At 67.8% G+C, this 21,264-nt stretch carries 17 protein-coding genes; 4 read left to right on the top strand and 13 right to left on the bottom strand.

Features of this window, described 5'->3' with window-relative positions; genetic code table 11:
- Window positions 1–8: 8 nt before the first annotated feature.
- The 5 genes from ON32_RS10060 to ON32_RS10040 form a co-directional block, all read right to left on the bottom strand.
- Entirely contained in the window at window positions 9–1,694 is a 1,686-nt protein-coding gene (locus ON32_RS10060; protein ID WP_040790552.1) for a tetratricopeptide repeat protein, read from the bottom strand.
- Complete coding sequence (locus tag ON32_RS10055; protein WP_040790551.1) at window positions 1,691–3,568, bottom strand: hypothetical protein; 1,878 nt, start codon at window positions 3,566–3,568, stop codon at window positions 1,691–1,693. The genes ON32_RS10060 and ON32_RS10055 overlap by 4 nt, the downstream gene beginning before the upstream one ends.
- Window positions 3,565–4,827: an ABC transporter substrate-binding protein gene (locus ON32_RS10050; RefSeq protein ID WP_040790550.1), complete on the bottom strand. Its 1,263-nt coding sequence runs from the start codon at window positions 4,825–4,827 to the stop codon at window positions 3,565–3,567. The genes ON32_RS10055 and ON32_RS10050 overlap by 4 nt, the downstream gene beginning before the upstream one ends.
- Before the next feature lie 176 nt (window positions 4,828–5,003).
- On the bottom strand, window positions 5,004–6,203 hold the full coding sequence (locus ON32_RS10045; protein ID WP_051133073.1) for an SPFH domain-containing protein: 1,200 nt from the start codon (window positions 6,201–6,203) through the stop codon (window positions 5,004–5,006).
- Window positions 6,203–6,634: an NfeD family protein gene (locus ON32_RS10040; protein WP_040790549.1), complete on the bottom strand. Its 432-nt coding sequence runs from the start codon at window positions 6,632–6,634 to the stop codon at window positions 6,203–6,205. Before ON32_RS10040 ends, ON32_RS10045 begins: the two co-directional genes overlap by 1 nt.
- Window positions 6,635–6,737: 103 nt before the next feature.
- Here ON32_RS10040 and ON32_RS10035 point away from each other — a divergent pair, with 103 nt between their 5' ends.
- Both ON32_RS10035 and ON32_RS10030 read left to right on the top strand, forming a co-directional pair.
- Complete coding sequence (locus ON32_RS10035) at window positions 6,738–7,562, top strand: DUF3097 domain-containing protein (protein WP_040790548.1); 825 nt, start codon at window positions 6,738–6,740, stop codon at window positions 7,560–7,562.
- 47 nt (window positions 7,563–7,609) lie between these two features.
- Entirely contained in the window at window positions 7,610–8,425 is an 816-nt protein-coding gene (locus ON32_RS10030) for an Rv1486c family protein (protein ID WP_040790547.1), read from the top strand.
- A 101-nt stretch (window positions 8,426–8,526) separates the two neighbouring features.
- Here the strand turns inward: ON32_RS10030 and ON32_RS10025 are convergent, their stop codons facing one another.
- The 8 genes from ON32_RS10025 to ON32_RS09990 form a co-directional block, all read right to left on the bottom strand.
- A complete protein-coding gene (locus tag ON32_RS10025) occupies window positions 8,527–9,522 on the bottom strand; it encodes a ferrochelatase (protein WP_245550939.1) in 996 nt (331 codons plus the stop codon).
- A gap of 102 nt (window positions 9,523–9,624) precedes the next feature.
- Complete coding sequence (inhA, locus tag ON32_RS10020; RefSeq protein WP_040790545.1) at window positions 9,625–10,461, bottom strand: NADH-dependent enoyl-ACP reductase InhA; 837 nt, start codon at window positions 10,459–10,461, stop codon at window positions 9,625–9,627.
- A 41-nt stretch (window positions 10,462–10,502) separates the two neighbouring features.
- Window positions 10,503–11,219 (bottom strand): 3-oxoacyl-ACP reductase FabG1, encoded by a 717-nt coding sequence (gene fabG1 / locus ON32_RS10015; protein WP_040790544.1) that lies wholly within the window; start codon window positions 11,217–11,219, stop codon window positions 10,503–10,505.
- A 399-nt stretch (window positions 11,220–11,618) separates the two neighbouring features.
- Complete coding sequence (locus ON32_RS10010; protein ID WP_040790543.1) at window positions 11,619–12,620, bottom strand: VWA domain-containing protein; 1,002 nt, start codon at window positions 12,618–12,620, stop codon at window positions 11,619–11,621.
- The gene (locus ON32_RS10005; RefSeq protein ID WP_040790542.1) at window positions 12,617–13,597 is read right to left on the bottom strand and encodes a DUF58 domain-containing protein; all 981 of its coding nucleotides are present in this window, start codon (window positions 13,595–13,597) and stop codon (window positions 12,617–12,619) included. Before ON32_RS10005 ends, ON32_RS10010 begins: the two co-directional genes overlap by 4 nt.
- Window positions 13,594–14,781 carry an AAA family ATPase gene (locus ON32_RS10000; protein WP_085995153.1) on the bottom strand — a complete coding sequence of 396 codons (1,188 nt, stop codon included), beginning with the start codon at window positions 14,779–14,781 and terminating at the stop codon, window positions 13,594–13,596. The genes ON32_RS10005 and ON32_RS10000 overlap by 4 nt, the downstream gene beginning before the upstream one ends.
- 170 nt (window positions 14,782–14,951) lie before the next feature.
- Window positions 14,952–16,307, bottom strand: a complete 1,356-nt coding sequence (locus ON32_RS09995; protein WP_281032224.1) for an NlpC/P60 family protein — start codon at window positions 16,305–16,307, stop codon at window positions 14,952–14,954.
- 518 nt (window positions 16,308–16,825) lie between these two features.
- Complete coding sequence (locus ON32_RS09990) at window positions 16,826–17,371, bottom strand: Rv1476 family membrane protein (RefSeq protein ID WP_040790654.1); 546 nt, start codon at window positions 17,369–17,371, stop codon at window positions 16,826–16,828.
- Window positions 17,372–17,720: 349 nt separating this feature from the next.
- Between ON32_RS09990 and ON32_RS09985 the strand changes: the two genes are divergently transcribed.
- Together ON32_RS09985 and ON32_RS09980 are read left to right on the top strand one after the other, a co-directional pair.
- Entirely contained in the window at window positions 17,721–20,528 is a 2,808-nt protein-coding gene (locus ON32_RS09985; protein ID WP_040790540.1) for an aconitate hydratase, read from the top strand.
- Between the two features lie 121 nt (window positions 20,529–20,649).
- A complete protein-coding gene (locus ON32_RS09980; RefSeq protein WP_040790539.1) occupies window positions 20,650–21,216 on the top strand; it encodes a TetR/AcrR family transcriptional regulator in 567 nt (188 codons plus the stop codon).
- Window positions 21,217–21,264 lie beyond the last annotated feature (48 nt).

Genomic DNA, 21,264 nt, shown 5'->3' with positions numbered 1-21,264 from the left:
CCGGATCGTCAGGTGAGGTCCTCGACCGGCCGGTCCGGAGCGGGCAGCGGCCACCGGAACAGGGGGCTGGACTCGGGGCGGTGACCGTCCGGAACGCGCAGCCGATACGGGGCACTCCGAGGCGAAACCCGCGCTCCGCGGACATGTTCGCGCGCATATGGATCGGCAGCGTCCGGTCGGCGACGTCGCGCCTCCGCCAGCCAACCCCGGGCCCGGCGTCGCACCTCGTCGATATCGGGCGGCGGATCGGTTCCGAGCAATAGATCACCGTGTTCGGGAACCAGGGTGATCGCCGAGCCGAGGTGCCGCAGACAGCGCGCGATACCGAGATCGTCGGCGAGTTCCCGGTAGCAGGTCAGGGCCTGTTGCCAGCAGCGCAGCGCCCGACGTGGCTCACCCCGCACCCACCACACCACCCCGGTGAGCTCGTGGACCTGGGCGCGACCGCTCGGGTCGCGCCCGCCCCGACTGCGGAACTCGGCCAATTCCAGACGGTCCCGGGCGGCATCGAGGCGCCCCTGCCGAATATGGGCCACGGCGAGGTTGAGCAGAACGCACACCTCGCCTGCGATGTCCTCGCGGGGCAGCAGCGACCAGGCGGTCTCCAGCCGATCCACCGCCTCGTCCACATGATCGGGGGCCCCGACCAGCAGCTCCACCGCTGCGCGGTGTTCCCATCGCGCAGCCAGTCCGGTGGACAGTTTGCGCGGACGGTATCGCCGAGGTCGCTCGCGCAGCAGACCGGCCCGCAATCTGGCCAGGTCACGGCTCAACACCAGCGGGTCGAGTCCACGGATACGCTGCAGCGACTCGGCCACCCCGTTCTCGTGCTCCGGGCGTCCGGTGCGGGCATACCAGCTGTCCAGCGCATCGGAGATCCGGACCAGCTCCGCGGCGGCGGTCACCGAGACCGGAACCGCCGGATCGGCGCATTCCCGCACCAACCGACACAGATACGGCTCCTCCACGGTGAACCAGCGACGGGCGCTCTCCGTATACGGCGCGGTATCCAGCGCAACCGCCCACCCGCAGGCACGGTCGGCACAGTGACGCAGCAGGGCGGGTAACGCGGCTCGCCACCGCGTGTCGGCCACCACCTCGTCACGGCGCGGTTCAACCGGAACCCGCGCGAGCCGGTACCGGTGAGCACCGTGTCGGACCAGGATTCCCGCCTGCGTCAGTTCCTCGAGCAACACGGTGGCGGTACGGCGCGGTCGATTCGCGGCCGGCGCCTCGAGCGGTAGCAGCGCCGGCGCGTCCAGGATGGCGGTCAGGACCGCCAGCAGGGTCGCGGTATCGAATTCCGCCACCGGCAGTTCGCGGAGGGTGGCCGCGGTCGGGTGGCGCCCGAGCTCCGGCGCCGATTCCGGCGCCGGCACCGAGAGACGCGGCGCCGGATCCGCAACCGGCAGGCCGAGCTCCTCGAGATGAGCCAGTGGTTCCAGCCGGCGCGCGATACCCACCTGTTCGCGCCGCCCGTTCAGAAACCGATATCCGGCGTAGACCATGGACACCGCCACGATCAACACCGACAGCCACCGCAGCGTACTGCCGAGCACCTGCAATGCGGCGCTCTCACTGAACGAGTTCACCACCAGGTTGCGGGCCAACTCCAGCAATAGCGCCGTGGCCAAAACCGACGAACCGGCCAGAAGTCCTTCCAGGAACGTCGGCCTGGACGGTGGACCACTCATCGCAATGCTCCCCCCGTCAATCCGGGCAGCAACCACCGGCGCCACGTGGCCAGTACCAACAACACCGGCAGTACGGCCGTTACGAGAGAGCCGGCGGCCAAGTGGGCGGCGTTCTCACCGAACTGGCGGGCCTCCCCCCACAGCAGCAGCGACCACGGGGACGAACCGGCACCACTGGCCAGCAGACCGACCACGAAATCGTTCCACACCTGCACGAACTCCAGTACCGCGACGGCACCGATGGCGGGCCCGGCGGTGGTCAGGATCCGCCGCGTGATGGCACCGGGTGGGGCGGGGCCGCGCAGCGCGTCGGCCGCCGAACTGTCCGGGGGCGACAACAGCGCCCCACGTAGGATCAACACCGCTATCGGCAGCCCGGCGGCGGCATGCACCAGGATGAGCGGAATCCGGGTGCCGGACAGTCCGTATGCGTCGATCAGCGCGTCCAGCGGCCCCAGATAGCTCTGCACGGGCAGCACCGCGAACACCACGAGAACGGTGACGATCCCGCCCGACAGGGGGTGGTCTGGGTTCAGGCCGGCGAGTCGGTACGCCAACGGCGCCGCCGCCGCGACGACCACGATCGTCGCCAGGGCGGCCACCCACGCGGTGGCCTGCAGCGAGGTTCGCAGCGCCTCGTCGCGCCATATCTCGGTGAGAGCCGCCGGACTCCAACCGTGCGGCCCCCGGAACGCGGCGACGAGCAGAACGATCAACGGCACCAGCGCCGCCGCGGAGGCCAAGGCGATTCCCGCCGTGCGCGCGACCCGCCCCGCGACGGGACCGGCCGCGACCGCGCGCGGGGTCTCGACGGGTTCGACCGGATCCGGGGCCAGACTCACCCGGTGCCGCCGGACACCGGTGCGCAGCACCCAGGCGGCCAGACCCACCAGAACCGCCAAGGGCAGGCTGTAGGCTGCCGCCTCCCCCGACATGGGATCCCGTTCGGTCGCCAACCGCCACCAGTGCACGGTGGCACTGTCCACCTGATAGTGCATGGAACCGGGCACCCCGATGAGCACCACGTCGAAGACCCGGGCCGCGGCGACACCCACCACCAACCCGGCCACCAGGACGATGGGGCGCAGCAACTCGTAGAGCCGCCGCAAGGTCGGCGCATCGTCGGCCCGGAGATATCCCCACCGCACCGGATCGTCCTGGACGGCACCGATACCGGCGCGGAAGAGTCCGATGAGGAACCCCAACCAGGTCCACAGGAACGCCGAACCGAGCATGATCCCGAACCACAGCCGATACCCCAGCACGCTCCCGATCCCGAGACGGTCGGCCAGGTACTGAAAGATCAGCCGGAACGCCACCCCGGAGACGAAGGCCGAGATACCGAACGGCACGATCAGCGGCCGCCACAACCAGCGGGCGTTACGGCTCCACCAGGCCAGCAGCAAAGCGACGAACAACAGGCCGAATCCGAACACCACCCAACCGAGGGTCCGCAGATACGACCACATTCCGTCGCGACCGAGCGCATCACCCAACGCGAACACCGCGACAGCGGCGACGGCCCCGGCCCCCGCCGTCCCCACCCACGGCAGACTTCGAGCACGGCGCCCCGAGCCGGCGGGGGTTCGGTCCTCGCACGCGGCCGATATCCGGCGCACGAAGCGGACCAGCGCGACAACCGCCACGGCGCACACCGCACACCACACCACGATCCCCGGGCGGGCGCGCGTAGCCGACACCAACGTCCATCCGGCCGGCACCACCAACAGCATCGACAACACGGCGGCGGGCAGGCACGCCAACCAGGCCGCGCCGCGATGTGGCGGGGTGCCGGGAACCAGGGAGCCGTGGATACGGCGGGTGGCCAATTCCAGGGTCAGGCCGTGCGCCCGGAATTCCACCGAACCCGTCATCGCCGGCTCCGTTCGTATCGGTCGAGCGCCGTCACGGCCCGAGCAGTAGCGGCATCGATCTCGATGCCGCTGTCACCGACCGCGATCAGGAAATCGGTCAGCACCCGCCACAGCCCGTCCCGGCCACCGATTTCCCCGATACGGTCGGACAGGTCGAAAACCGGCCAGGACGGCAACCGTTCGGTGGTGGGCGCCAACCACGCCGAATAACGGGCGACGGTACGCAGATTCGGTCCGAGGAAGCCACCGGTCCCTTCGATCCACGGCACCGGAGCCTGCGGGGTCGCCAGCGCCGCGACCACCGCCTCCGCCCGGGGATCGGCCGAGGCGGTCACCACCATGACGTCCCCGCCCACGATCCGGGGTCGATGTCCATCGGGCCCGACCGCCGGGAACTCCACGACGCCCACCACCGCCTCGGGACGCCGGGCACGGCGCAGTGCACCGCGTACCACCGGCTCCGCGAAATCGGGGGCGACCACCGCCACGGCCCGCCGGTATTCGAACACTTCCCGTATCGCGTCGGGGAATTGGCGGGTCAGCGCCGGACCGATCCCGCCCGCCAACACATCTCGCCGCCCCCACAGCATGGCGAGATGCGCGAAGGCGGCACGGATGGCCGGTTGGTCCCAGATCCGTTCGGTGCCCGTGGTTCCCATCGCCTCGTAGACCGCGGAAGATTCACCCGCCAGCAGGTTCTCGAACAGATCGGTGAGCACCCAACCGTCGGCGGCCCCGAGCGCGAGCAGTTTCCGCGGCGCGTCGGCGAGTCCACGCGCCCGGTCGACCCAGTCCGCCAGGGTCCAATCCCACGGATCGCCCAACCGATGCTCGCGCAACGACTCCAGGTCGTACCACACCAGAGATTTGGCCGCCGCCTTGAACGGAACCGCATACAGTATGTCCCGGTGCCAACACAGGCGCCGCCATTGCTCGACATAGCACGGCCCCCGGGCATCGTCCCACAACGATTTCGACAGCGACCGCAACCGGCCGCGCTCGGCCAACTCCCGGACCAGGCCGGCCTGCGGCAACATGACGATATCGGGTGCCGAACGCCCACCGGCGGCGAACGCGGTCCCGATATCGTCACCCAGCGGCACCACCTCCACCGGATACGGCAGCATAGGCGCCGCCGTCAGCGACCGAAACGCCGCCAGTTCCACCCCGCTCCAGGCCACCGCGATCCGCACCACGTCCGGATTACCGAGCAGGACATCGGGTGCGCAGGCGGCGACCAGCGGCGCCAACGCGGCCACTTGCAGAACCGTACGACGTGTTCTCACGAACCCCCGAAGTCGTTGTCTGTCAGAGGGTTCCGATTATTCCCGAGATACGGCCGGGACGGGCGGTTTCGGCCGCCCCCGATTCAGGGGCGGCTTCCGCCCTCCGCGACCGGGTCGGCCGCGGGACACCACCGGCGAACCGATGTGGATTACTGCTGATTCGGCGGGAAGGGCGGCAACGGTTGCCCCTGAGGCGGAGTGGCCGGTGGTTGCGCCACCGGCTTCACCGACCGCGCCGAGGGCGGCACGGCCGACTCCACCGGGGTACGCGCGACGGATTCGGCAGCCCGTACCGCGCGCTCGACGGCCGGATCGGTGCTGGTGTCGAACCAGTCGGCGACCTCGTCGGAATCGTCCTCCGGCTTGGGCGGGGTCTCCTCGTCGGTGGACGGTTCGTAGCGGAACACCCCGTCCTGTCCCTGGCTGGCAAAGCTCTTGGCGAAACCCTCCAGTGCCTTGCCGAAGTCGCTGGGCACCAACCACACTTTGTTGGCGTCGCCCCGAGCCACCAGGGGCAGGGTCTGCATGTACTGGTAGGCCAGCAGTTCCGGGGTGGGTTTACCGGATTTGATGGCGGCGAAAACCTTTTCGATGGCCTTGGCCTGGCCCTGCGCCTGCAGATAGGCGGCGGCACGTTCACCCTGGGCGCGCAGGATCCGACTCTGCCGTTCACCCTCGGCCGCCAGAATGGCCGACTGCTTGGAACCCTCGGCCGCCAGGATCTGTGCCTGCTTGGCGCCCTCGGCGGTTTTGATCTGCGATTCCCGGGTGCCCTCCGCCGTGAGGATCATGGCGCGCTTTTCCCGATCGGCCTTCATCTGCTTCTCCATCGACTCCTGGATCGACGGCGGCGGATCGATGGCCTTGAGTTCGACGCGTGCCACCCGCAGGCCCCATCGGCCGGTGGCCTCGTCCAGAACACCGCGCAACTGGTTGTTGATCTGGTCGCGGGAGGTGAGGGTGTCCTCGAGAGTCATACCACCCACCACATTGCGCAGGGTGGTGACGGTGAGCTGTTCGACGGCGGCGATGTAGTTGCTGATCTCGTATACCGCGGCCTGCGGGTTGGTCACCTGGAAGTAGACCACCGAGTCGATCTGGAGGGTGAGGTTGTCCTGGGTGATCACCGGCTGCGGCGGGAACGACACCACCCGCTCACGCAGATCCACCTTGGCGCGAATCCGGTCGGCGAACGGCACCAGGAAGGTCAGCTGTCCCGAGACCGTCCGCTGGTACCGCCCGAGGCGTTCGATCACCGCGGCCTCGGCCTGCGGCACCAGGGCCACGGACTTGAGCACCACCACCGCTACCAGCAGTATGAGAACAACTGCCAGTATCAACAACTCCATCAGGGTCCTTTCCAGACGACAGCGGTCGCGCCGTCGATCTTCATCACGTACACCGTGGTCCCCTCCGGGTACTGTTCCCCCGGATCGAACGACCGCGCGGTCCACACCTCACCGCTCAGCTTCACCAGACCGCCGTGTTCGTCCACCGGTTCCAACACCTGCGCCGTCCTGCCGGTCAGCGCGTCGACATTGGTGGGAGTCGGCGGCGGAGTTCCGAAGCGACGCAACAGAACCGGGCGCACACCCAACAACAGCACCATGGCCGAAACAGCGAAGATCACCGCATCGACCACCAAACCGGTGTCGGCTGCGAACGCGACGCCTGCGGTGATCAGGGCACTGCCCCCGAGCATCAACAACGTCAGTTCACCGACGAACATCTCGGCCGCCGCCAGCACCAGGCCGGCGACGAGCCAGAAAACTGCGGCCACATCCTCACTGTAGTGGCTGTGGCCGACATTCGGGGCCGTCCGCGCAACACCGCCGGATACCGGATACCGTCGAGCGGCTGTCGGGTGCAGTAGTTTCGGCCCCGTGAGTGCGGGTGACAGGTACGGCGACATCTTTTCCGGGCATACGCGAACCAGGAAGCGGGCAGTTCCGCGGGTGGTCGCCGAACGCGACCTCGTGGTGGAGGACGCGGCCGGCGGCTTCTGTGGTGCGGTGGTGGGATTCGACCGCGGCTACGAGGGAGACTTCGTGAAACTCGAGGACGCCCGCGGTGTCGTGCGCCTGTTCGCGCTGCGCGAGGCCGCGTTCCTGATCGACGGTGAACCGGTGACCCTGGTCCGTCCGAAGGCTCCGGTGCGGACCGCGCCCACCCGTTCGGCGTCCGGTTCTACCCGGGTGGAAGGTTTACGGGCCCGGGTCGCGGCGGCCGGTCGGATCTGGGTGGAAGGGATGCACGACGCCGCGCTGGTGGAGCGGGTATGGGGACATGACCTGCGGGTGGAAGGTGTGGTGGTCGAGCAACTGGAGGGGCTGGACAATCTCGGCGCCCGACTCGCCGAGTTCGAGCCCGGTCCGGGGCGACGGATCGGGGTGCTGGTGGATCATCTGGTGGCCGGATCGAAGGAGACCCACCTCACCACCGGACTGGGACCGCATGTCCTGGTCACCGGACACCCCTATGTCGATATCTGGCAGGCGGTACGCCCGGCCGCACTGGGGCTGCGGGAATGGCCGACCGTACCGCACGGTGAGGATTGGAAGACCGGTATCTGTCGGCGGCTCGGTTGGGGTACGCCGCAGGACGGCTGGCAGCGGGTCCACGCGGCGGTGCGCACGTTCCGGGATCTGGAGGCGCCGCTGTTGGGGGCGGTGGAACGACTTATCGACTTCGTCACCGAACCCGCATGACCCCGAGGTCGCCCGCGAGTAGCGACGAGCATTTATGCTCGATGATTATGTGCTCCCCCAGCGCGACCCTCACCGTATGGGCCGGCTCCTGGCTGGCCGGTTGCAGTGCGCCCGACGACGTACTGGAGGCCATGCACGCCTGGGCATCCCTGCACACCATCGCGGCGGGCGATCCGGTGACCGGGGGCCGCACCGATCTGCCGTGGTCCTCCCGGGGTGATACGCCCACCACCGGAGTCATGGCGCTGCTCAAGATGATTCGGGAAACCATGGCGTCCCCCGGTGCCCGATTGCGGCTGGTGCTCCCGGTTCCCGGTGATGTCCGCGGGGTGCCCGTCGGCACCGCCTTCGCCGCCGACGCCATCGAGGCCGGGGAGGGCATTCTGATCGGCGTGCCGGACGGCGAGGGCACCGGTCTCATCCCCCGTTGGGTGGATGAGAACACCCTGCAATGGAATATCTACACCACCGCGATACCCACCCTTCCCGGTCCCGATATGACCCTGGGCGAGGCCGAATACGCCATGCGCGAAGCGGTACGCGATGCGGCCGACGCCCTCATGCGGCTGCACACCACCGGCCTGGGAACCGGTGACGCAGACCCTCGAGAACTCATCGAAGCCGAACTCGCCGACTACTCCAGGCATATCTACCCGGACTCGATCCCCTTGCGCGCCAAGCGAATTCTCGATACCGCCGATCATGTGGCGGCCATCCTCACCGTCGCCCAGCGGGAACCGGCCTCCTCGCCGACCTCCGCCGGTGCCGCCATGGCGCACGAATCCCTGCTGCGACCCCTCTGGGATGCCATCCGAGCCGCCCGCCTCATCGCCATCCACACCTCGACACCCGGCGCGCGCTGACCATCACCCACGTTCGGGGCACGACCACCCGGACCCGCCGGGGACCGGCACGCCCGGATGGGGGTACGAACCATCGAACGGCCCCGCCCGGGGGCGCACCACTACTCCCGTCCGGGCGCGCGACGAAGCGGTTCGCAGCATCCTGCCCGGCAGGCGGTGCCGTTGACCGTGCACCCGTAGGCGGGAATCTCGCTCGAACGACGCGGCGGTATATCCCGCACCTGCTCACCGATCAGTTCCACCACCAGCCGGGCGAACCGAGGATCGGTTCCCGGGGTGGCGGCCCGGGCGAAGGCCATATCGAGTTCGGCAGCCTTCTCGGCGGCCTCGTTGTCGAGGTCCCAGATCACTTCGAGGTGGTCGGAGACGAATCCCACCGGGCACACCACCACCGCGTCGACCCCCTTGCCGGAGAGGGCTTCCAAGTGGTCCACAATGTCCGGTTCCAACCACGGCACCTGCGGCGGACCGGAACGGGACTGCCATACCAGGTCGTGATCGGGGAAACCCGTTGCCGCGGCGCACAATCGGGCCGCCTCGGCCACCTGCCGGCTGTAGAGCCGGCCGCCGTCGGCAGCCGGTCCGGCGGCGGCGTCGGCGGCCACCGGCACCGAATGCGCGGTGAACACCAGCCGGGCGTCCTCCCGCCGATCGGCCGGTAGGCGCTCCCGCGCGGCACGGATGGCGTCGGCGAAGGATTCGATCAACAGGGGGTGGTCGAAGTATTGGCGCAGCTTCACCAGTTCCGGTGCGCCGGCGCCGACCGCGGCCCGGGCCCTGGCAATGTCCTCGTGATACTGACGGCAACCGGAATACCCGCCCCAGGCCGAGGTGGGGAACACCAGCGCCGACCGGACACCGTCGGCGGCCATCCGCGCAACGGTGTCCTCCACCAGGGGATGCCAGTTGCGGTTGCCGAAGTACACCGGTAGATCCAGGCCGGCCGCGTCCAGTTCCCGCTCGACGGCGGCGATGATGTCGCGATTGAGCGCGTTGATCGGGGACACCCCACCGAAGTGCAGATAGTGCTCGGCCACTTCGGCGAGACGTTCCGGCGGCACGCCTCGCCCCCGGGTGACATTCTCCAGGAACGGCATCACCTCGTCGGGTCCTTCGGGCCCGCCGAAGGACAGCAACAACAGTGCATCGACCGCCCGGGCCACGGGGTGTCTCCTTCCGGCTGTGGTGAATGGGTCCGATCAGGCGACCGGCATGTTCTCCGGGAACCAGGTGTTATGACTGGCGCCACCGTCGACGTAGACGATCGACCCGGTGGTGCCGGGCAGCCAGTCCGACAACAGCGCGACGATGGACTTGGCGACAACCGTCGGATCGTCCACATCCCAGCCGATGGGCGCGGCCCCGTCCCAGTAGACGTTGAGCTGGTTCAGCTTGGCGGCGTCGTCGGTGGCGGTACCGGCAATGGCCTTGGCGGCCAGGGTCTTGATCGGCCCCGCCGCGATCAGGTTGGACCGGATCTTCTTGGCCTGACCCACCTCACGCGCCACATATCGGTTCACCGATTCCAGGGCCGCCTTGGCGACACCCATCCAGTTGTAGAACGGCATGGCGGTGCGCGGATCGAAGTCCATACCGACCAGCGAACCACCCTCGTTCATCACCGGCAGGACGGCACGGGCCAGCGAAGCATAGCTCCAGGCCGAGATCTCGAACGCCTTGGCGGCGTCCGGACCGGGGCCTTCCAGGAAGGGTTTCGCCTCCGGACCCATGAGGGTCTTCGGAGCGAAGGCGATCGAGTGCAGCACCCCGTCCAGGCCCTCGGGAGCCAATTCCCGGACCTTGTCCGCCAGGGCGGCGAGGTCCTCTTCACTGGTGACATCGAGCCCGATGGCGGGCGGTACTTCTTTCGGCAGGCGCTTGGCGATGCGGTCGATGAGCCGTAACCGTTCCGGAATACCGGTGATGATCACCTTCGCGCCCTGCTCCTGCGCGATCGCGGCGGCGTGGAAGGCGATGGAGGCATCGGTGATGATGCCGGTGACGAGGATGGTCTTGCCGTCGAGCAATCCGCCCATGAGTATTCGATTCTCCTGACGTTGGAATTGTGTCGGTGCGCTCAGTGCCCCATGCCGAGGCCGCCGTCGACCGGAATGACCGCACCGGAGACATAGGCGGAATCGTCGGAGGCCAGGAAGCTGATGACCGCGGCGACATCCTCCGGTTTGCCCTTACGCTGCAGCGGAATGGCCTGAACCGCCATCTCCTGGTACTTGTCGTCCAGGGCGTTGGTCATATCGGTTTCGATGAAGCCGGGGGCCACCACATTGGCGGTGATGGAACGCGACCCCAGTTCGCGGGTCAGCGATCGCGCCATACCGATGAGACCGGCCTTGGTGGAGGCGTAGTTGACCTGACCGGCCATACCGGCCATCCCGACCACCGAGCCGAGGAAGATCAACCGACCCCACCGTGCCCGCAACATGGCCCGATTGGCCCGTTTGGCGCAGCGGAAGGCGCCGGTCAGGTTGGCGTCGACAACCCTGCTGAACTGTTCCTCGCTCATCCGCATGAGTAGGGTGTCCTCGGTGATGCCGGCATTGGCGACCAGTACTTCCACCGGGCCCTGCCGCTCCTCGACCTCGGCGAACGCACGATCCACCGAGTCGGAATCGGTGACATCGCATTTCACGCCGAGCAGCCCCTCCGGCACACCGGAACCCCGGTGGGTGACCGCCACCTTGTGGCCATCGGCGAGCAAACGTTGCGCGACCGCGAGCCCGATACCGCGGTTACCGCCGGTCACCAGGACCGAGCGCGATACTGTGTTCGACATGCGGACCAACCTACCCGGCCGCGTTTCCCACAGACCATCAGGACCTCCCACATATATCGGCGGCGATCCTGCCCCGGGATCACCGAAGGCGAACACACTTCGGGCCGGACCCGTCGTCCGCGACTCCGGCCCGTAGCAGTGCGGCGTATGGCCCGGCCGGAATAGGTGCACCGGGCCGATAACACGCGTCTTCGGCCCTACACGACGATGTCGAGAACCTCATGGCAACAGCGGGCGCGACCGGCGCCACCGAACCGACCGAGAAGGCCCCACGCAGCGAACCCTCCCATCGAGGCGCTACACAGAACGTCGCTACACAGAACGTAATGCGCCGACCATGGGAGCGGCGCCCTTTCGTTTCGAACAGGCGCCGCCCCAATGGTTCTCACCGTGAATCGGTCACGGAAGACGCTGCCGGAACGCAATCGCCAGGACGACACCCGCGAGGGTGGCGGCCAATCCGAGCAGCCACCACGGCCGACTCGCGTCGCCTCGTCTCATCTCGTACCCGATCTGCTGTTCCAGGGTGTCGTACACATTGGACAGTTCCTGGAGGGTGGCGGCGCTGTAGTACTCACCGCCCGACAACCGGGCGATCTCCTGCATCGCCTCGTCGTCGACCTCTACCTTCACCCGGTCCGTGCCGCCGTCCTCGCGGGGAATGTCGACCGTGCCCCACTTGGTGCCGAACGCAATCGTCGACACCGGCACCCCCTTCTCCTTCGCCAGTCGCGCGGCGACGTATTCGTGGCGGGGGTTGTCGACATCGTCGAAGTCCGGGACGGTCTGCTTACCGTCCGACATCAGCACGATCCGAGCCGGCGGCGGTGTCTCCGCACCACCCAGTACCGAACCCAGGACGTCGATGGCCTGCAGGGCGGTGTGTATCCCTTCGCCGGTCGCGGTCCGCTCGGCCAGTTTGATGTTGTCGATGGCGGCCTTCACCGCCTCCCGGTTCGTGGTGGGACTGACCATCACCGATGCGGTCCCCGCATAGGTGACCAGACCCAGGTTGATTCCCGGCGTCAAACCGTCGGCGAAGTTCTTCGCGGCCTCTTGGGCAACCTCCAGTCGGCTCGGCTGCACATCGGTGGCCTCCATCGACAACGACACGTCCATCACGAGGACGACGGTCGCCCGGTTGCGCGGCACCTTCTCCACCGCGGTGGGGGCGGCCGCCCCGATGGTCGAGAACACCATGCCGAGCAACAGCAGCACAATCGGCAGGTGACGCCGGAAATCCGGGCGGTTCGGAGCCACCTGCTCCAACAGCTCCATATTGGTGAACCGCATCATGTGCTTGTGCTTACGGCGCTGGGCCAGCAGATATCCCAGTGCCAACAGCAGGATGACGGCGAGGAAGCCGAGCCAGATCGGGGCGGTGAAATGCGAAATACTCATTGGCGGGGCACCCGCTGGGTCGAGGCGCCGAGGCTGTGGCGCCGGGTGGCGACGAACCGGACCACATCGGCGATCCAGTCCCGGTCGGTCTGCAGGGTCAGCACCGGCGCGGCACAGTTCCGCAGCGCCTGCGCGACATGTTCTCGGTGCTGCCGGGCGGCGGCCGCATAGTCGGCGCGCAGAGTGGGGGTGACGCTGAACTCCCGCGTACGCCCGGTCTCCGGGTCGTGCAACACCACATCGCCCAGATCGGGCAGGGTGAGGTCACGGGGGTCGAGCACCTCCACCGCGAGCAGCTCGTGTCGGCCGGAGATGGCCCGCAGCGGTCGCTGCCAATCGATTTCGCCCAGGAAATCGCTGATGACCACCGCGAGTCCGCGTTTGCGCTGCGGACGCCGCAGCGATTCGATCGCCCCGCGCAGATCCCCGCGCACCCCGTCGCGGGCGTGCGGGGTGGTGGCGATGGAACGCAGTAGCGACTGCGCATGCGCCCGGCCGCCGCGCGCGGGGATGCGGACCAACCGCTCACCGGTCGCCACGATGGCACCGATCCGGTTGCCACCACCGCTGGTGAGGTGGGTGATGGCCGCCGCGGCGGCGATGGCCAGATCGCGTTTCTGGCAGGCCGCGGTGCCGAAGTCCAGACTGGCCGAGAGGTCGATCACCATCCAGGTCTCCAGCTCCCGGTCGGCGATCATCTGCCGCACATGCGGGTGGGTGGTGCGGGCGGTGACCGACCAGTCCATCTGCCGCACATCGTCACCGGGCTGGTAGGCACGGGCCTCCCCCGGCTCCGAACCCGGGCCGGGGATCAGGCCGAGGTGGTCTCCGTGCAGCACCCCGTCGAGACGACGCCGCACGGTGAGTTCGAGCGTCCGCAGCGCGGCCGACAGCCGCGGGTCACGCAGATCACCCCCACGGAACGACGGCGGAGCGTGATCGGGCGTCGCGGCGGGGTGTTCCGAGGGGCGGGTCACTTGGGCTGGTTGTTGCCGGCGGCCTGCGGGATCTGACCCGCGGGCGGCGGAACCTGCTGTTGCCCCTGCGGCGGACCCTGCGGTACGGGCGGCGGGACCGGACCGCGGCCGTTGTCCCCGACGGGCGCGGTCTGGCCCACGGCCTGCGGCGCGACCTGGGGCATGCCGACGGTCTGCAGCACCCGGGTGATCACGTCCTCGGGGCTGATCTCGTCGGCGAGCGCGTCGTAGGACAGCACCAGGCGGTGACGCAGCACATCCGGAATCACCTCGACCACATCCTGCGGCACCACGTAGTCACGGCCGCGGATCAGCGCGACGGCCCGAGAGGCGGCGATGATGCCGAGGCTGGCGCGCGGCGAGGCGCCGTAGGAGATCCAGCCCGCGACGTCGTTCAGCCCGAACTCGGCCGGTGCGCGGGTGGCCGAGATCACCCGGACCACATAGTCGACCAGCGCGTGGTGCACGAAGGTGTTCGAGGCCAGTTTCTGCAGCCGAAGCAGCTCGGCCGGTGCCAGGATCTGCTTGGGTTCGGGTGGGGTGACACCCATCCGATAGATGATCTCGCGCTCCTCCTCCACCGAGGGGTAGTCGACGACCACCTTGAACAGGAAACGGTCGCGCTGCGCCTCCGGCAGCGGGTACACACCTTCGCTCTCGATCGGGTTCTGTGTGGCCATCACCAGGAACGGATCCGGCATGGGGTAGGTCTTGCCGCCGATCGACACATGCCGTTCGGCCATCACCTCGAGCAGCGCCGACTGCACCTTGGCGGGCGCGCGGTTGATCTCGTCGGCCAGAACGAAATTGGCCACGACCGGGCCGAGTTCGGTGTCGAACTCCTCCCGGCCCTGCCGGTAGATCCGGGTACCGATCAGGTCGGTGGGCACCAGGTCGGGAGTGAACTGCACCCGGGAGAACGTGCCGCCGACCACCTTGGCGAAGGTTTCCACCGCCAACGTCTTCGCGATGCCGGGAACACCTTCGAGCAGAACGTGCCCACGCGCCAGCACCCCTACGAGCAACCGTTCGACCAGTCGATCCTGGCCCACGATGACCCGCTTGACCTCGTAGATCGCCTTCTCCAGGGTCTGGACGTCACGCTCGAGGGTGTCGGATGAGGACGCCTGTGGCCGCTTCGCCACATCCACCCCGCTGACACCGTCCGTCGAAGTCACCAACATCCCCGCTTTCGCCTCGGTCCTGTGCGTGCTGTCACAACTATTCCAGGTAATGGCCTGCCGTGCCGCAACCGGGGACACCGTGGGCGAGAACCCGGCCCCCTCGGCACGACGGATCCGGCTCGGACGGCACCCGTCCGGCCCCGAATCCGACGGCCACCGCGGTGGCCGTCTCAGTCGACGATACGCACCGCGAACGGCATGATGCCCGCCTCACGCACGGGCGAAACCCGGACCACGCCCCCGGACTCCGGGGCCTCCACCATGGTGCCGCCACCCAGATACAGCGCCACGTGCGCACTGCCACCCGGCCCCCAGAACAGCATGTCCCCCCGTCGGCGCGCGGCCGCCGGGACACGGGTACCGGCGTTGTACTGGTAACCGCTGTAGTGCGGGAGCGACACGCCGATACCCGCGAACGCGTAGACCATCAACCCGGAACAGTCGAATCCCACCTTGCGGTAGTCGCCGTGGCTGTCGGCCACCCCACCGTCGCGGATACCGCGCGTAGGACCGGTCTCACTGCCGCCACCCCAGGCATAGTCGACGCCGAGCTGGGACAGGGCGCGATCGACCACGATTTCGATGGCCGCCGGCCCGGTCACCCTCGGGATGGCACTACCGCCGGTGTCATATGGCGACACCCCGATCCGGCCGGTTCGCCGAGACCGATCCTCCATGAGGGTGTGTGCGGGTTTTCCGGCGCCCGCCGCGGCGGCGCGCGCCCGGGAGGCGTGGTCGGCGGCGGTGCGGGCGGCCGCGGCCGTGGCCAATGCGAGTGCGTCCTCGGCACGCTGCTGTCGCTCCCAGTCCGCGTAGGCCGTCTGTTGACGCTGCAGGCCACTCACCCGGTCGCGTGCGGCGTTCAACCGGTCCTGGGCCGCGGCGCGCTGCCGCAGCAGGTCGTCACGCAGGGCGGTCCGGCGGTCCAGTTCGGCCGTCGCGGCCCGCATGGCCGCTTCCGCGTCGGTTCGCCGCTGTTCGGCGGTGGCGCGAGCGGCTTCGGCGAGATCCCGGGCGCGCCGGGCGGTGGCGTGGGCGTTGCCCAATTCGATCTGCGCTCGGCGCAGATCGTCGAGCACCTGCTGTCGATTCCGGGTCACCAGGTCCAGGACCCGAGCGCGGTCGAAAGCGGCGGCGGGTCCACCGGGGGCGAGGTAGGAGAGCATCGCATCGGCGGATGGCCGGGTGTAGACCCCCGTGGCGAATCGATCGAATTCACCGCGAGCCCGTCGTATGGCCGTTCCGGCATCGGCCAATGCCCGCCCGGTGTTGTCGACCTCCGCTTCCGCGGCCGCGGCGGCGGCGCGCGCGTTCTGGAGATCCACCAGAGCCTTGTTGACCTCTTCGCGGGTGTGAGCGACCTCGTCGTCATGTTGCCGGATCCGTTCGTCGGCCGCGACCACGGCGTTGACCAGCGCGCCGACTTCATCGATACCGCCGTCCACACGGGCCCTGGCATCGGCGATATCCCGTTCGTCGGGGCGAGGCGGTGGTGGTGGAACCGCAAAAGCGTGTGCGGACGACATTATCGCGATACAAAGCAGCAAACATATCGTTATCCACAACGGTTGACCGTGACCCATTCGCCGAACCCAGTGCATCGCACCTCCAGCGGTTCCGATTGCGACCTCACCCGACGGGGCCGGAAGAATTGCCTGTTCGACGCCTCGCCGATACGCGGACAACGATCTTTTCCAGATACGGTCGGTCGAACGGTACGGCACAATTCATCACGAAGTGGGCTACGACAGTCCGGATCACGGAAACGCTATATATCGGTTGCGCAAAATTATCCGACCCGTCGAGCGGTTTTATAACGAGAGAACAAAATTGGCCAGGCGATAAACCGGCAAATGGAGTCACCCGCCGAAACCGGACGGAATCCCTATGTACGACACACCGAAAATCGATGTGCCCCCGACGTCGGAACGTCGGGGGCACATCGAACGATGGAGACGGCAGACCACTTCGAACCCATGGGGCACGGGGCCCACGCAACCGCCCCGCCGGGCCCGGGACCGGACAGCGGCCGGCGTAGGGTGCCCTACGAAATCTTTTGGGGCACTTCGTCCGTACGCTCGGCGCGACGCGACTTCACCCGATACAACCCCCCGATCGCCAGCACCATCCCCACCAGGAGGATGATCGTGATATGGGTCCAGTCGATCATGGGCTCGTGCTCGATCCGATCGACGAAGGTCTGGGTTTTCGTATCGATCGCCTCGACCGGGCGCACCCACTCGACCGCGTCCTCGGCGGCCTCGAGTTTCACCCGGCTGAAGGTATCACTGTAGGTGCCCGCCCAGTCCCGGCTCAGGACCAGGATGGTGCCGTGTTCGGTCTTGGCCACCTCGGTGGCCAGGTCACGCAGCTCCGAATCATGCCAGGGATTACCTTCCGTGACCACCACACTGAGCTTGATCCCCTTCGCCCGCGCCTGCGCCACGATGGCGGCCACATCGTCCTGGTCCACGCCGCTCGGTGCCGCCACGTGGTTGTCCGCGAGATCCGCGCGGAGCTCGTCCAGATCGATATTCTGCGGCAAGCCGGCAATCTGGGGGACGAAAACCCGAGTGTACGAAACGGTCATTTTCCATCCGGTCATGTCGAGCCGCATCGACACGCGAGGCGACGGGGAATCCAACACTGCGGGATGAGCGTAGAAGATGCGCTCGCGGACACGAAGCACACCCCGGCAAACCCGACAGGCACAGTACGCGATGCGTTCCGGATACCATGACGCACATCACGCCCATGGCGTGCCGAGGCTCCTCCGGCACCGCGCTTCGCCGCCCCCACACGGTTCACAGGACAAGCGTACTGTTAGAGTCGCAGATGCGGGAAACCCGGTACGTAACCGGCCGGTGGTCCTTTCGAAGACATACCCAGCCGTCGGCACAGCCCCGCCGACGGCACCCTCACCGACGAGTGGAGCTGACGTGACGAAAAGTATCGATACTTTCGGCGCCAAGGGCACCCTCGAGGTCGGAAGCAACTCCTACGAGATCTTCCGGCTCTCGGCCGTCCCCGGCACCGAAAAACTCCCCTACGCACTGAAGGTCCTCGCGGAGAACCTGCTTCGCACCGAGGACGGCGCCAACATCACCGCCGACCACATCCGTGCCATCGCGAACTGGGATCCCACCGCCGAGCCCAGCGTGGAGATCCAGTTCACCCCCGCACGCGTGATCATGCAGGACTTCACCGGCGTGCCCTGTGTGGTGGACCTGGCCACCATGCGTGAGGCCGTCGTCGCCCTCGGCGGCGACCCGGCGAAGGTCAATCCCCTCTCCCCCGCCGAACTGGTCATCGACCACTCGGTCATCCTCGACGTCTTCGGCCGCGCCGACGCCTTCGAGCGCAATGTCGAACTCGAATACCAGCGCAATGCCGAGCGTTACCAGTTCCTGCGCTGGGGCCAGACCGCGTTCGACGATTTCAAGGTCGTTCCCCCCGGCACCGGCATCGTGCACCAGGTGAACCTCGAGTACCTGGCCCGCACCGTCATGGTCCGCAACGGCCAGGCCTACCCGGACACCTGTGTGGGCACCGACTCGCACACCACCATGATCAACGGTCTGGGTGTCCTCGGCTGGGGTGTCGGTGGTATCGAGGCCGAGGCGGCCATGCTGGGCCAGCCGGTGTCGATGCTCATCCCGCGGGTGGTCGGCTTCAAGCTGACCGGTGAGATCCAGCCGGGCGTCACCGCCACCGACGTCGTGCTCACCGTCACCGATATGCTGCGCAAGCACGGGGTGGTCGGCAAGTTCGTGGAGTTCTACGGCCAGGGTGTGGCCGAGGTCCCGCTGGCCAACCGCGCGACCCTGGGCAATATGAGCCCCGAGTTCGGCTCCACCGCGGCAATCTTCCCGATCGATGCGGAGACCATCAACTACCTGCGCCTGACCGGCCGGTCCGAGGAGCAGCTCGCCCTCGTCGAGGCCTACGCCAAGGAACAGGGCATGTGGCACGACCCGACCCGGGAACCGGCCTACTCCGAGTACCTGGAACTGGACCTGAGCACCGTGGTGCCGTCCATCGCCGGCCCGAAGCGCCCGCAGGACCGCATCCTGTTGAGCGAGTCGAAGATCGCCTTCCGCAAGGACATCCACAACTACGTGGAGGAGGATCTTCCCACCCCACACACCCAGTTGGACGAGGCGGTCGAGGAGACCTTCCCGGCCTCCGATCCGGCTCCGGCGCTCTCCTTCGCCGACGACGGCGCGGTCGACGTCCAGTCCGCGGCCACCCACGCCGACGGCCGGCCCTCCAAGCCGGTGCGGGTCGTCTCGGAGGAACGCGGTGAGTTCATCCTCGACCACGGCGCGGTCGTCGTCGCGGGTATCACCTCCTGCACCAACACCTCCAACCCCTCGGTGATGATCGGCGCAGCCCTGCTCGCTCGCAATGCGGTGGAGAAGGGGCTGTCGACCAAGCCGTGGGTCAAGACCAATATGGCTCCGGGCTCGCAGGTGGTCACCGACTACTACGAGCGGGCCGGTCTGTGGCCGTACCTGGAGAAGCTCGGCTTCCACCTGGGTGGTTACGGCTGCACCACCTGCATCGGTAACACCGGTCCACTGCCGGAGGAGATCTCCAAGGCCGTCAACGACAACGACCTCACCGTCACCGCGGTGCTGTCCGGCAACCGCAACTTCGAGGGCCGCATCTCCCCCGATGTGAAGATGAACTACCTGGCCTCGCCGCCGCTGGTCATCGCCTACGCGTTGGCGGGCACCATGGACTTCGACTTCGAGACCCAGCCGCTGGGCACCGACCCACAGGGCAACCAGGTGTTCCTGCGCGATATCTGGCCCTCGGCGCAGGAGATCGACGACACCATCAAGTCCGCGATCAGCCAGGAGATGTTCACCAAGTCCTACGCGGACGTGTTCAAGGGTGACGAGCGCTGGCAGGGCCTGCCCACCCCGGAGGGCGACACCTTCGCCTGGGACGAGAACTCGACCTACGTCCGCAAGGCCCCCTACTTCGATGGGATGACCAAGGAACCGACCCCGGTCGAGGACATCAAGGGTGCGCGGGTGCTGGCCCTGCTCGGTGATTCGGTCACCACCGACCACATCTCGCCGGCCGGCGCCATCAAGTCGGGCACCCCTGCCGCGGACTACCTCGAGTCCCACGGCGTGGCGCGCAAGGACTTCAACTCCCTCGGCTCGCGTCGCGGTAACCACGAGGTGATGATCCGCGGCACCTTCGCCAACATCCGGTTGCGCAACCAGCTCCTCGACGATGTCTCGGGCGGCTACACCCGCGACTTCACCCAGGAGGGCGGCCCGCAGGCGTTCATCTACGACGCCGCGCAGAACTACCAGAAGGCCGGTATCCCGCTGGTCGTGCTGGGCGGTAAGGAGTACGGCTCGGGTTCCTCGCGCGACTGGGCGGCCAAGGGCACTCGCCTGTTGGGTGTGCGGGCCGTCATCACCGAGTCGTTCGAACGTATCCACCGCTCCAACCTGATCGGCATGGGTGTCATCCCGTTGCAGTTCCCCGAGGGCGAATCCGCTCGGTCGCTGGGTCTGGACGGTACCGAGGTCTTCGATATCGAAGGCATCACCGCCCTCAACGAGGGCACGACTCCCCGCACGGTGAAGGTGACCGCCACCAAGGACAGCGGCGAGAAGATCGAGTTCGACGCGGTGGTGCGTATCGACACCCCCGGTGAGGCCGACTACTACCGCAATGGCGGCATTCTGCAGTACGTGCTGCGGAATATGATTCGTGGCTGACAGCGCCGCCTCCGGCGGAGTCGCGAGAAGGCCGACAGGTCTCTCGTTCGCTCGCTCGTAATCCGAGGACCCCGCGCGGTGATCCGCCGCGCGGGGTTCGCATATCCGTTGAAGGAGACCGATGCCCAAGGTCAGCGATGATCATCTGGCCGCCCGGCGTTCGCAGATACTCGACGGCGCACGCCGTTGCTTCGCCGAGTACGGGTACGACGGCGCCACGGTGCGCCGCCTGGAGGAAGCCATCGGACTGTCCCGCGGCGCGATCTTCCACCATTTCCGGGACAAGGACGCCCTGTTTCTCGCCCTTGCGCAAGAGGATGCGGAACGGATGGCCGAAGTCGCCGCCAACCAGGGCATCGTGCAGGTCATGCGGGATATGCTGGCCGACCCACAGGCCTACAACTGGCTCGGCACCCGACTGGAGATCGCCCGCCGGTTGCGCACCGATCCGGAGTTCCGGGCGAGTTGGACCCAGCGCTCGGCCGAGCTGACCGCCGCCACCCTGGCCCGACTGGAACGTCGCAAGGCCGCGGGCGCGCTGCGCGACGATGTGCCCACCGATGTGTTGTTGGGCTATCTCGACCTGGTCCTGGACGGCCTGATCGCCCGGATCGCATCCGGGCATACGAACGAAAACCTTTCCGCGGTATTGGATCTGGTGGAGGCGTCGGTACGCCGCCGCCCCTGATCCGACATCCTCATCCTGCCCTCGTCCCGAAATGTCCCCACAGCGGTG

Source organism: Nocardia paucivorans NBRC 100373 (assembly GCF_000308675.1).
Lineage (GTDB): Bacteria > Actinomycetota > Actinomycetes > Mycobacteriales > Mycobacteriaceae > Nocardia > Nocardia paucivorans.
The sequence above is the reverse complement of the archived record's forward strand: the minus strand, read 5'-3'. Positions and strand labels throughout refer to the sequence as shown.